The organism is Kribbella sp. NPDC003557, from assembly GCF_040610805.1.
Classification (GTDB): domain Bacteria; phylum Actinomycetota; class Actinomycetes; order Propionibacteriales; family Kribbellaceae; genus Kribbella.
Genome location: NZ_JBEXMY010000003.1, coordinates 618,867 through 631,538, shown reverse-complemented (window position 1 = coordinate 631,538; position 12,672 = coordinate 618,867). Strand labels below are relative to the sequence as shown.

General features: G+C 68.8%; 9 protein-coding genes. 6 read left to right on the top strand and 3 right to left on the bottom strand.

Translation table 11 applies throughout. The features are described from left to right. Positions 1 to 3: 3 nt before the first annotated feature. The 3 genes from ABZW60_RS14905 (at position 4) to ABZW60_RS14895 (ending at position 5,793) form a co-directional block, all read left to right on the top strand. A complete protein-coding gene (locus ABZW60_RS14905) occupies positions 4 to 1,989 on the top strand; it encodes a thioredoxin domain-containing protein (RefSeq protein ID WP_355476965.1) in 1,986 nt (661 codons plus the stop codon). A gap of 253 nt (positions 1,990 to 2,242) precedes the next feature. Continuing rightward, the gene (locus tag ABZW60_RS14900) at positions 2,243 to 4,291 is read left to right on the top strand and encodes a M4 family metallopeptidase (protein ID WP_355476964.1); all 2,049 of its coding nucleotides are present in this window, start codon (positions 2,243 to 2,245) and stop codon (positions 4,289 to 4,291) included. A gap of 86 nt (positions 4,292 to 4,377) precedes the next feature. Then, on the top strand, positions 4,378 to 5,793 hold the full coding sequence (locus tag ABZW60_RS14895) for a M28 family metallopeptidase (RefSeq protein ID WP_355476962.1): 1,416 nt from the start codon (positions 4,378 to 4,380) through the stop codon (positions 5,791 to 5,793). On the opposite strand, the gene ABZW60_RS14890 is transcribed toward ABZW60_RS14895, so the two are convergent. Both ABZW60_RS14890 and ABZW60_RS14885 read right to left on the bottom strand, forming a co-directional pair. Continuing rightward, the gene (locus ABZW60_RS14890) at positions 5,790 to 6,305 is read right to left on the bottom strand and encodes a hypothetical protein (protein ID WP_355476960.1); all 516 of its coding nucleotides are present in this window, start codon (positions 6,303 to 6,305) and stop codon (positions 5,790 to 5,792) included. The genes ABZW60_RS14895 and ABZW60_RS14890 overlap by 4 nt on opposite strands. A 57-nt stretch (positions 6,306 to 6,362) precedes the next feature. After that, complete coding sequence (locus ABZW60_RS14885; RefSeq protein WP_355476959.1) at positions 6,363 to 7,517, bottom strand: phosphotransferase; 1,155 nt, start codon at positions 7,515 to 7,517, stop codon at positions 6,363 to 6,365. A 53-nt stretch (positions 7,518 to 7,570) separates the two neighbouring features. Between ABZW60_RS14885 and ABZW60_RS14880 the strand changes: the two genes are divergently transcribed. Beyond that, complete coding sequence (locus tag ABZW60_RS14880; protein ID WP_355476957.1) at positions 7,571 to 8,011, top strand: MarR family winged helix-turn-helix transcriptional regulator; 441 nt, start codon at positions 7,571 to 7,573, stop codon at positions 8,009 to 8,011. A gap of 10 nt (positions 8,012 to 8,021) precedes the next feature. Here ABZW60_RS14880 and ABZW60_RS14875 read toward each other — a convergent pair whose 3' ends face one another. Next, positions 8,022 to 8,717, bottom strand: a complete 696-nt coding sequence (locus tag ABZW60_RS14875) for a hemolysin III family protein (protein WP_355476956.1) — start codon at positions 8,715 to 8,717, stop codon at positions 8,022 to 8,024. A gap of 270 nt (positions 8,718 to 8,987) precedes the next feature. Here ABZW60_RS14875 and ABZW60_RS14870 point away from each other — a divergent pair, with 270 nt between their 5' ends. After that, positions 8,988 to 9,767 (top strand): isoprenyl transferase, encoded by a 780-nt coding sequence (locus ABZW60_RS14870; RefSeq protein WP_355476954.1) that lies wholly within the window; start codon positions 8,988 to 8,990, stop codon positions 9,765 to 9,767. A 1,439-nt stretch (positions 9,768 to 11,206) separates the two neighbouring features. Next, on the top strand, positions 11,207 to 12,538 hold the full coding sequence (locus ABZW60_RS14865) for a PhoH family protein (protein WP_355476953.1): 1,332 nt from the start codon (positions 11,207 to 11,209) through the stop codon (positions 12,536 to 12,538). The last annotated feature ends 134 nt before the right edge of the window (positions 12,539 to 12,672 follow it).

Below are 12,672 nucleotides of genomic sequence, written 5' to 3'. Positions count from 1 at the left end.
AGTATGGCGAACGAACTCGGGCGGTCGACCAGTCCGTACCTGCGGCAGCACGCGGACAATCCGGTGGCGTGGCGGGAGTGGTCGGAGCGCGCGTTCGCCGAGGCCCGTGAGCGGGACGTGCCGATCTTCTTGTCGGTGGGGTACTCCGCGTGTCACTGGTGCCATGTGATGGCGCACGAGTCGTTCGAGGACGCGGAGACCGCGGCGTACCTGGGCGCGCACTTCGTCAGCGTGAAGGTCGATCGCGAGGAGCGGCCGGACGTCGACGCGATCTACATGTCGGCGACCGTGGCGATGACCGGGCAGGGCGGCTGGCCGATGTCGGTGTTCCTGACGCCGGCGGGCGAGCCGTTCTTCTGCGGTACGTACTTCCCGAAGGACTCCCGCGGCGGGATGGCATCGTTCCGGCAGGTGCTGGAGGCAATCACCGACGCCTGGCAGAACCGGCGCGAGCAGCTCGACGGGATCGGGAAGCGAGTCGTCGAACAGCTCGGCGCCCAGCAGCCCGCCGGCGAGGAGGCCTTCGACCTGGACCGGGCGGTTGAGTTGCTGAAGACCGATTTCGACCCGGTCGACGCGGGGTTCGGGCGGGCGCCGAAGTTCCCGCCGTCGATGGTGCTCGACTTCCTGCTCCGGCATCATCGCCGGACCGGTGACGAGGACGCGCTCGCGATGGTCGCGCACACCTGTGACCGGATGGCGCGCGGCGGGATGTACGACCAGCTGGCCGGCGGCTTCGCGCGGTACTCCGTCGACGGGCAGTGGATCGTGCCGCACTTCGAGAAGATGCTGTACGACAACGCGCTGCTGCTCGATGTCTACACGCACTGGTGGACGCTCAGCGGGGATCCGTTGGCGCGGCGGGTTGCCGAGGAGACGGCCGACTTCCTGCTGGCCGAGCTGCGGACGCCGGAAGGTGGGTTCGCGTCCGCGCTCGACGCCGACACCGAGGGCGAGGAGGGGAAGTACTACGTCTGGACGCCGGACGAGCTTCGCCAGGTGCTCGGGGACGAGGCCGACTGGGTGATCTCCCTGTGTGACGTGACGGGGACCTTCGAGCACGGTACGTCGGTGCTCCAGCTGCGGCAGGATCCGGACGACGTGGAGCGGTGGGGGCGTGTCCGCTCGGTACTCGCTCGGGCGCGGAGCGCTCGTACGTATCCGGGGCGGGACGACAAGGTGGTGGCGGCGTGGAACGGGTTGGCGGTCACGGCGCTCGCCCGGGCCGGGGTCGTGTTCGACAGGCCGCAGTACGTCGAGGGGGCGGTTGGCGCGGCGCGGTTGATCCGGGATGTGCATGTCGAGGGCGGGCGGTTGTACCGGACGTCGCGGGACGGGGTGCGGGGGAGTGCGGACGGCGTACTCGAGGACTACGCGGCGTTCGCGCAGGGGTGCTTGACGTTGCTGGGGGCGACGGGGGACGACGGGTGGTTCCGGGTCGCGGAGGGCTTGCTGGACAGGGTTCTGGAGCAGTTCGTTGCTGACGGCGCCTACTTTGACACGGCCGCCGATGCTGAGCAGTTGGTATGGCGCCCGCAGGACGCCACAGACAACGCCACACCGTCCGGAGTAAGCCTCGCAGCCGAGGCCTTCACCACCCTCGCAAGCCTCACCGGCTCCGAACGCTACGAGGCCGCAGCCCAACAGGCCCTGAACGCCTCAGCCACGATCGCCGCCCGGGCCCCTCGCTTTGCCGGCCGCGCACTGGCAATCGCCGACACAATCGCCGGCGCCCCCCTGGAGATAGCAATCGTCACCACCGCAAGTGCCGCTGAGCCGGCCGGGTGGGAGTTGTTGCGGGTTGCGTTTGCTGATGCGCCCTGGGGGACGGCGATCGCGTCAGGGGCGCCTGGTGCCGAGGTGCCGTTGATGGCGGGGCGGGGGCTGATCGGTGGAGTGGCGGCGGCGTATGTGTGTCAGAAATTCACCTGCCGGTTGCCTGTGACGTTGCCGGAACACCTTCGGCGGGAGTTGCGCCCCGCGGACTGAGCCCGTCCCGGGTGCGGGTTTTCCCTGCGGTTTCGGCCGAATCCCTTGACTCACGGCGTACGGACGGCAACAGTCTGTCCTCAAGTCGGATGTAACAGAACTCGCATGCATCGACACGAAGTGTCACAAATGAGGCAGTGGCACTGTTGCGTCAGCATCCGGCGCGTCCCCAACTGAATTCGGTCGCTGCGCCCAAACAGCGACCACACCGTGAGGAGATGTTGTCTTGAAACGACTGACATCAGCAGGGGCGGTGGCCATTGTCGCGGCAGCGGGTCTTGCCACGACGTTCACCGCTTCGACCGCGGGTGCCGCCGACCGGACGGCTCCGCTCCCGGCATCCGGCTTCAACCAGCCGGCCGCCGTCCAGGCCGAGCAGGCGCTGACCGCGCGGACGGCCGCCGCTCTCGGCCTCGGCACCGGCGAGCAGCTCAAGGTCCGCGACGTGATCAAGGACGCGGACGGCACCGAGTACGTCCGCTACGACCGCACCTTCAACGGCCTCAAGGTCGTCGGCGGTGACCTGATCGTCAAGCGCAAGGGCGAGTCGATCGGGCAGGTCACGTACAACCGCGGCGCCAAGGCTGTCGCCGTCGCCACCAAGCCGACACTGTCCCAGTCGGCGGCGCTGTCCAAGGGCGCACAGGCGGCGAAGTTCAAGGCCACGGGCAACAAGGGCCAGTTGGTGGTCTTCGTGACGCCGACGAAGCCCGTCCTCGCGTACGAGGTGATCACCACCGGCGTGAAGCCCGACCAGACCCCGTCGGTGCTGCACTCGTTCATCGACGCCAAGTCCGGCGCGGTGCTGGACCAGGACGACGAGGTCAAGACCGGTACCGGCAACTCGATGTACTCCGGCACCGTCAGCATCGGTACGTCGGGCAGCTACACGATGAGCGACCCGACCCGCGGCGGCAACTACACCACGGACCTCAACGGCGCGACCTCCGGTAACGGCACGACCTTCACCGACGCCGACGACACCTGGGGTACCGGCGCCGCGTCGAACCGCCAGACCGCCGGTGTGGACGCGCACTACGGAGCCCAGCTGACCTGGGACTACTACAAGAACGTCCACGGCCGGAACGGCATCTTCAACAACGGCCAGGGCGCCCGGTCCCGCGTGCACTACGGCAACGCGTACGTGAACGCGTTCTGGGACGGCACGCAGATGACGTACGGCGACGGTTCGGGCAACACCCACCCGCTGACCGCGATCGACGTCGCCGGTCACGAGATGAGCCACGGTGTCACCGAGGCGACCGCCAACCTGAACTACTCCGGCGACGCGGGCGGCCTGAACGAGGCCACCTCCGACATCTTCGGCACGGCGGTGGAGTTCTCCGCGAACAACTCGTCCGACCCGGGTGACTACCTGATCGGCGAGAAGATCAACATCAACGGCAACGGCACGCCGCTGCGCTACATGGACAAGCCGTCGAAGGACGGCCGGAGCGTGGACTGCTGGTCGACCAGCACCGGCGGCCTGGACCCGCACTACTCGTCCGGCCCGCTGAACCACTGGTTCTACCTGGCCTCCGAGGGCACCGGCAGCAAGGTCATCGGCGGCGTGACGCACAGCAGCACCGCCTGCAACGGCGCCACGGTCACCGGTGTCGGCCGCGACGTGGCCGCCAAGGTCTGGTACCGGACGCTGAGCACCAAGCTGAGCTCGGGCAGCACCTACAAGGACGCCCGCGAGGGTGCGATCAACTCCGCGAAGGAGCTGTACGGCGCGGACTCGGCGCAGTGCAAGGGCATCGAGGCCGCGTTCAACGGGATCTCGGTCCCGGCCGGTGCGGCCGCCTGCTCGGGCGGTGGCGACCCGGAGCCGCCGACCGGTGACAACCTGCTGCTGAACCCGGGCTTCGAGTCCGGCGCGGTGAACTGGACCGGCACCTCGGGCCCGATCACCAACGACTCGGGCCGCCCGGCGCGGACCGGCACCTGGAAGCTGTGGCTCGGCGGCAACGGCCGCGCCGCGGCCGAGAACGAGGCCCAGTCGGTCGCGATCCCGGCGTCGGCGACCAGCGCGACGCTGTCGTTCTGGATCCGCATCGACACCGCGGAGACCACCACCTCGACGGTGTACGACACCGCCAAGGTGCAGATCGTCGACGGTTCGACCACGACCACGCTGGCGACGTACTCGAACCTGAACAAGAACACGTCGTACGTCCAGAAGACGCTCAACGTGACGCAGTACAAGGGGAAGACCGTTTCGGTGAAGTTCGTCGGCACCGAGGACTCCTCGCTGCAGACCAGCTTCGTCATCGACGACACCTCCCTGACCGCGAGCTGAGCTCGCGGTGAATCGTCCGGGGCGTGCGCGGCCCTCCGCCCAAGGCCCGCACGCCCCGGATTTCCTTTGCCCGAAGGAGTTCCATCATGCGCAAGTCCCTCGTCCCAGGGCTCGGCGTAGTAGCGCTCGTCGCCGGAGTAGCGCTTGCTACCGGCAACAGCGCGGTCGCGGCCGAGTCGCCCGACATCTCGGTCACCAACACCAAGGCGCACCTGGACCAGTTGCAGTCCATTGCCACCAGCAACGGTGGTAACCGCTACACCGGCCGGGCCGGCTACAAGGCCTCCGCCGACTACGTGAAGGCCAAGCTGGACGCGGCGGGGTACACCACCACCCTGCAGTCGTTCAGCACTTCAGCCGGTACGTCGTACAACGTGATCGCGGAGTGGCCGCACGGCGACGCGAACCACGTGGTGATGGCCGGCTCACACCTGGACAGCGTCAGTTCCGGTCCGGGGATCAACGACAACGGCTCAGGTAGCGCCGGCGTACTCGAAACCGCCCTCGCCTACGCTGCCGGCGGCCAGACCCCCAAGAATCGCTTGCGATTCGGGTTCTGGGGCGCCGAGGAGCTCGGTCTGCTCGGCTCGAAGTACTACGTCAACAACCTGCCCTCCGCCGAACGCGACAAGATCGAGCTGTACCTGAACTTCGACATGATCGCGTCGCCGAACCCGGGGTACTTCGTGTACGACGACAACCCGGCCGGCAACGGTGCTCGTGACGACCTGGTCGCGTACTTCACCTCGAAGAGCGTGCAGACCGAGTTCATCGACGTCCAGGGCCGCTCCGACCACGCCGCCTTCCGGTCGTTGGGGATTCCCACGGCCGGGACCTTCTCCGGCGCCGAAGACACCAAGACGTCCGCCCAGGCGTCGAAGTGGGGCGGTACCGCGGGGCAGGCGTTCGACCCGTGCTACCACCGGTCCTGCGACACCATCAACAACCTGAACCTGACGTCGCTCGACCGCCAGATCGATGCCATCGGCCACATGATCTGGAACTACGCGCAGAAGGACTACACCGGCGGGCCGCCCCCGACCGGCGGCAACCTGCTGCTGAACCCGGGCTTCGAGTCCGGTGCGGTGAACTGGACCGGGAACACCGGCGTGATCACGAACAGCTCGTCACGTCCGGCCCACACCGGGTCGTACAAGGCGTGGCTGCAGGGGAACGGCCGGAGCAGCACCGAGAACCTCGGCCAGTCGGTCGCCATCCCGGCCGCGGCGACGGCGGCGTCGCTGTCGTTGTGGATCCGGATCGACACCGCGGAGACGACCTCGTCGACCGTCTACGACACCGTGAAGGTCCAGATCGTCGACGGATCCACGACGACGACGCTGGCGACGTACTCGAACCTGAACAAGACGTCGTCGTACGTGCAGAAAACGCTGGATGTCACGCAGTACAAGGGCAGGACGGTCACGGTGAAGTTCGTCGGCCAGGAGGATTCCTCGCTGCAGACGAGCTTCGTGATCGACGACGTGGCCCTGACCGCCTAGAGCTGCTTGCAGAGTTTGCCCGGCGGAATGGCGGCTTCGGTGAGCACCTGGTTCACCGGGGCCGCCAGCGGCTTGAGGTTCGGGTCCTCGATCCGGGCCGTCTTCCCGTTCGCCGTCACCGCGACGATCATGTCGTCGGGGTGCCGGGTGGCCGGCTTGGTCACGGCCAGGCTCGCCCAGTCGACCTGCTGAGCGGCCGTGGTGAGGCTCGTCAGCAGGCTCGGGTCGAGCTTGCACCGGATCGTTTCCTTACCGCGCTTGCTGACCGTCGCGACACCGTCGGCGCCGATCTGCACGTGGTCGTCGAAGCCGGCGAACCCGCCGGTCCGGGACACGGTGAGCGGCAGGCCGGTGCCGACCGGCGTCGACTGCGTCACCGTGGGCATGGTCGGCGGCGGGGTCGTGGTCTCGGGCGAGCCCGACGAGCCGGACTCGCTGCCGCACCCGGTCAGCACGAGTCCGGCGACAGTCGTGCACACGGCCATTGCTGCGTATCTGCTCAGGTTCGTCACGCACTATGGATACAGGTTGCCGGCCCGTTCGTTGCAGCTGTGACACGACTGAAATGTTCAGACCACCGGCGACACCAGGTCGACCAGCGCGCGGGTCAGCAGCACCCGCTGCTCGAACAGCTCCAGCGACGCGCCCGCCGTACCGAACATCTCCAGCGGCAGCGCGGTGAACGCGGCCCGGATGAGCAGCGAGCCGAGGTACCCGTACAGGACCTGGTCCTCGTCCACCTCCATCCCGTCTTCCTGCAGCCCTTCCCGGAACGCCTTCAGGATCACCGTGTGGACTGCGGGCAGCGCCTCCGGTGCCAGCTCTCCCGCGTGCGCGAGGCCGATCAGCAACTGTCCGAGGTCGAACCCGGCCGCCTGCGGGCAGTCGAAGCCCCAGTCGATCGCCACGAACTCGTCCGGGCTGTCGCGGGGCACCAGCAGGTTCTGCGGGCTGGCGTCGCCGTGCTGGTAGCACTGCGGCAACGCGTCGAGCGCGTCGAGCACCGCGGGGACGCGCTCGCCCAGTGCGAGCAGATCGTCCCGCAGGGCGTGCTCGTGGAGGTTGCACACCGCCGCCGCGAGCATCGGGTGCCGCCAGCACCGCGGGTCGGCGAGAGCGGGCAGCGCGGACGTCATGACCCGGCCGTTGGCGTAGTAGCGCAGCGCCGAGCCAGGCGTGCTGGAGACGTCCCTGTCGAGCAGCGGTTCGACGAGGTGCGGCTGGCGGCGCGCGGACAGCCGGCCCAGCAGGTACGCCGCCCGCTCGAACCGCTCGATCGGCCACGGTCCCCATTCCTGGACGATGTTCTCCATCCACAACGTGCCGCGGTCGTCGTCGTACAGGTCGATGCGGTAGGCCTTCGGGAGCCGCATCCCGTCGGGCATCAGGTCGCCGACGCCGCTGCGGTGGACGGCGATCTCCAGCTGCCAGGGCATGTAGTCGATGAAGCTCTGCCGGTACTCGACCGGCACGAACTCGATGATCGGGGAGTGCCGGACCGACTGGACCTTCTTCACGAAGCAGGACCAGTCGACGCCGCCGGCCGTCGTCCCGAAGACGCGGTGCAGGGAGTCGGTGCTCGGCGTGCCGATCGGGTAGTCGACAGGCTCGACCCGGACCGCGCCCGGGACGGCCGCCGGATCCCCGGTGATCGTCCGCACGAGCGCGGCCAGGTCCTGCGCCCCCAACGCGTCCCGGCCCAACGGTGCGAGTTCGGTGATCATGTTCCCCCCAAGGAAGTAAAGTCACCTTACTATCGGCATAGTAAAGTGGCTTTATGACCTCCGTCAACGACGATCCCCGCGTCGACCACGTGGCCGGACTGCTCGGACAGGCGCTGCGGCGCATCCGGGCGGAGATCCTCGCGACCTCGGAGGAGCAGTTCCCGGGGCTGCGGGTCTCGCACTACCGGCTGCTCGAGCTGATCCCGCCCGAGGGCGCCCGGATCACCGACCTGGCCGAGGTCGCGACGATGACGAAACAGGGCCTCGGCCAGCACGTCGACTACCTGCAGAAACTCGGCTACACCACGTCCGAACGGCTCCGCGAGGACCGCCGCGTCCGGCTGGTCCGCCGGACGTCCCTCGGCGACGAAGCGGTCGCCTTCAGCCGAGCCGCCATCGCTCGCGTGGAACAGACCTGGTCCCACCAACTGGGCCCCACGCGTTACACCGCCCTCCGCGAGACCCTGCGGGAACTGGGAGCGGACCAGAGCTGACCGCGGTCTGTCAGCCCGCGTGGTACGTGGCGATGCTGACGGCGATGTAGTGGCAGATGAAGGCGGCCACGGTGAAGGCGTGGAAGATCTCGTGGAAGCCGAACCAGCGCGGCGACGGGTTCGGGCGCTTGGTGCCGTAGACGACGGCGCCGATCGAGTACAGGCCGCCGCCGACCGCGATCAGGGTGACGACCGCCGCGCCGCCGGTGTGGTAGATCGCGCCCATCCAGAAGATCGCGACCCAGCCCAGGGCCAGGTAGATGGGGGTGTAGATCCACCGCGGCGCGCTGAGCCAGAAGATCCGGAACAGGATGCCGAGCACCGCGCCGCCCCAGACCAGGCTGAGCATCAGCACCCGGTCCTTGCCGTGCAGCAGCACCATGCCGAGCGGGGTATAGGTGCCGGCGATCAGCAGGAAGATGTTGCTGTGGTCGAGCCGGCGCAGGATCGCCTCACCGGTCGGGCCCCAGTAGAACCGGTGGTACAGCGCCGAGATGCCGAACAGCAGCATCGATCCGGCGGTATAGACCGCGGCCGCCCAGCGCGCGTTCGCGTGCGGCGCCAGGCAGATCAGCACGATGCCGGCGGCGGTGGCGAACGGAAAGGTGCCGGCGTGCAACCATCCACGAAGTTTGGGCTTGAGCGGTCCGAGCCGGCCGGAGAGCCGGTGCCCGAGGTCCTGGGGCTGGGCGCTGGTAGCGGTCATCGCCGTCCTTTCGAGGGGAGTCCGGGCGGTTCATACCTACGCAACCGTAACCTACGGAACCGTAGGTTGCATCGGTCGGAAGAATGAAATGTAGGCGAAGTCACCCGGGTGATGCAGCACGCCCGCGTTTACGATGCACGAACCGGCCGAAAAGTTCGACCTTTCCGCGAGCTTTCTGCCAGCTTTCCGTGAGCCGCTCCGGGGCCTCTCACCGGCGGCGTTTCTGGGCTAGCCTCGTGACCGAGAGTCTTTGAGGAGAGCACCCTGCCCATGCGGACACCTGGCAAGCAGAAGCTGCGCGGCGCGATCTACGGCCTGTACGAGCGTCGGGTCCGCCGGTCCCTGTCACCGGACCGGATCCCGCGGCACATCGGCGTCATCATCGACGGCAACCGGCGCTGGGCCCGCCAGGTCGGTGATCCGGTGTCGCGCGGCCACGAGGCCGGGGCGAACAAGATCTCGGAGTTCCTGGAGTGGTGCGACGACGTCGGCGTCAAGGTCGTCACGGTGTGGATGCTGTCCACCGACAACCTGACCCGTCCGGCCGAGGAGCTCGAGCCGCTGCTGCGGATCATCGAGCAGACCGTCGAGGAGCTGACCGCGATCGGCCGCTGGCGGATCCACCCGGTCGGCGCGCTCGACCTGCTGCCGGGGACGACCGCGGAGGCGCTGAAGGCGGCCGAGACGGCCACGCAGGACAACCAGGGCATGCTGGTCAACGTCGCGGTCGGGTACGGCGGCCGGCGCGAGCTCGCCGACGCCGTCCGCTCGCTGCTGCTCGAGGAGGCCGCGAAGGGCATCTCGATCGAGGAACTCGCGGACCGCGTCGACGTCGAGCACATCGCCCGGCACCTCTACACCAAGGGCCAGCCGGACCCGGACCTGGTCATCCGGACGTCGGGTGAGCAGCGGCTGGGCGGGTTCCTGCTCTGGCAGAGCGCGCTGAGCGAGTTCTACTTCTGCGAGGCGCTCTGGCCGGACTTCCGCCACGTCGACTTCCTGCGGGCGATCCGGAGCTACGCGCAGCGAGAGCGCCGCTTCGGGACGTAGCACCGCGTCCGCAGCGCGTGCACGCCGTCCGCCGCCGCAGGTAGTAGGCGTACGTCGCCAAGCCCAGCGCCGCGCCCCAGAGGATCCACAGGATGCCGGGGCCGTTGGCGCCCCACATGCCGCCGCCGAGCGGGGCCTGGAGGTTCATCAGGCCGGCCGGGATCAGGACGATCGACACGATCGAGGCGGGGACGATCGCGAGCAGCGGTGGGACGCGCTGACCCGCCTTGAACCAGATCCACCGCGGGTACACCTCGCCCCACCGGTGCACCAGGCCGTGCGTGAGGACGCCGCCGCCCAGGCCCAGCACCGCCAGGCCGAGGCCCATCTCGAGCATCCCGGGCGTGTCGGCCATCATCCGGTGGAACTCGTCGGTGATGCCGAGCGGCCACCCGGCGTACCAGGCGATCCGGGTGAGCTCGTACGGAAGGTTCGCCAGCACCGCGACCGCGACCGCCCACCGGCCCCACCGGAGCGCGGCCTCCGGTCGCTGCCAGGCGGGTTCCGCGACGCCCCGGCCGCAGGAGACACACGCGTCCCGGCTGCGCCGGTGGTAGGCGAGCGCGGTCGCGGCCCAGAGCAGGCCGCCGACGAACAGGATGATCAGGTTCACCCGGTGCCAGTACAGGATGTCGCCGACGCCCTCCTGCGGCCCTGGTACGCCGGTGAACGCGAACACGATCAGTGCCGGCGCCATGGCGACCACCGCGACCAGCGTGTAGTCGGGCACGGCGAGTGCGAGGCCGACCGCGAGGACCGCGGCGACCGCCTGCAGGACCGACCCGCGCGGCCTGGTGTGCGTCATCACGAGCGCGAGGACGGCGCCGCCGAGGCCGATCGCCGCCATCACGGGTGCGACGACGTGCACCGGCGTACCTTCCAGGACCGACGCCGTGGACCGGTCCTCGGAGACCCGGGCGAACGGGTAGCCGGCACCGCCGAAGGTCCAGTACAGCCCGAGTACGCCGTACACGAGGGACCAGAGTGCGGTGGCGTAGCCGGTCCACGTCGGCCAGTTCTTCGTCATGCTCCGAGTCATGCTCCGAGCCTCGTCGCGCGGGCGCCGGACCGGATCACCCGGCGGAGTGAGGCGGATCCCCCGCGTGAGGGGGAAAGGCGTAACACCGTGTTAACCCCGTGGCCGGGCGTGTCGGGCTGCGCCGTTTGCAGGAGGCTCCTACCCTGACAATGACGGTCGGAGGGGAAGCCGGCTGTCCGGGAGGCCCGATCAGCTTGAGAATCGTTCGCCAGCCGGTAGCCCCATGAGGGGCCGAACGGAGTACCCGAGACGTCAGGTCTCGATCTCACTGATTCCCGTCGGTGCGAGTGCGGCACGGCGGACGGGGTCTGCACCAGACCCCGAGGGCAGCACCCGGTCCACCTAACCACTGGTCGGCCGGGGCGAGGGTGCACGTCACGGCCAGAAGAGGACGTGCGACATGGCCATCAATGCCAAGGCGTCAAGTACCTCATCCACACCGGCCCAGCGCACGTTCGTGCTGGACACCTCGGTGCTCCTCTCGGACCCGCACGCGATGCTGCGGTTCGACGAGCACGAGGTCGTCGTCCCGGTGGTCGTCGTCACCGAATTGGAGGCCAAACGCCATCACCCGGAACTCGGCTACTTCGCCCGTACGGCGCTGCGACTGCTCGACGAGCTCCGGATCCTGCACGGACGTCTGGACGCGCCCCTGCCAGTGGGGGAGAAGGGTGGAACCCTCCGGGTCGAACTGAACCACACCGACCCGGAGACGCTGCCGGCCGGTTTCCGGCTCGGCGACAACGACAGCCGGATCCTGGCCGTGGCCTGCAACTTCATGGCCGAGGGCAAGGACGTCACGCTGGTCTCGAAGGACCTGCCGATGCGGGTCAAGGCCTCGGCGTGCGGCCTGCTCGCCGAGGAGTACCGCGCCGAGCTGACCCTGGAGTCCGGCTGGACCGGGATGGCGGAGCTCGAGGTCGAGACGCACGTCGTGGACGACCTGTACGAGAACGGTTCGGTCGAGCTGCCCGCGGCCGGCGAGTTCCCGACCCACACCGGGCTGGTGATGCTGTCCGACCGGGGCAGCGCGCTCGGCCGGGTGATGCCGGACAAGCGGATCCGGCTGGTCCGCGGCGACCGCGAGGCGTTCGGGATCCGCGGCCGGTCCGCCGAGCAGCGGGTCGCGCTGGACCTGTTGCTGGACCCGGACGTCGGGATCATCTCGCTCGGCGGCCGTGCCGGGACCGGTAAGTCCGCGCTCGCGCTGTGCGCCGGCCTGGAGTCGGTGATGGAGCGCCGCCAGCACAAGAAGGTGGTCGTCTTCCGGCCGCTGTTCGCGGTCGGCGGCCAGGAGCTCGGGTACCTGCCGGGCAGCGAGTCGGAGAAGATGCAGCCGTGGGCGCAGGCCGTGTACGACACCCTCGGCGCGCTGACCAGCAGCGACGTGATCGACGAGGTGATCGATCGCGGCATGCTCGAGGTGCTGCCGCTGACCCACATCCGGGGCCGGTCGCTGCACGACGCGTTCGTGATCGTCGACGAGGCACAGTCGCTGGAGCGCAACGTGCTGCTCACGGTGCTGTCCCGGGTCGGCGCCAACTCGCGGGTGGTGCTCACCCACGACGTGGCCCAGCGGGACAACCTGCGGGTCGGCCGGCACGACGGCGTGGTCGCGGTGGTCGAGCAGCTCAAGGGTCATCCGCTGTTCGCGCACGTCACGCTGACCCGCTCGGAGCGGTCGCCGATCGCGGCGCTGGTGACCGAGATGCTGGACGATCTGCAGCTGTGACCTCGGCGGGGAAGGCCTCTGTAAGGAGCGTTACGTTTCTTAGGTAATAGCTTTCTGTAAAGCGAGAGTAAGAACGGTGCGGTCGCCACGCGGCGGCCGCACCGTTCGTTCGTGACCTGCTTGTGATCACGGAC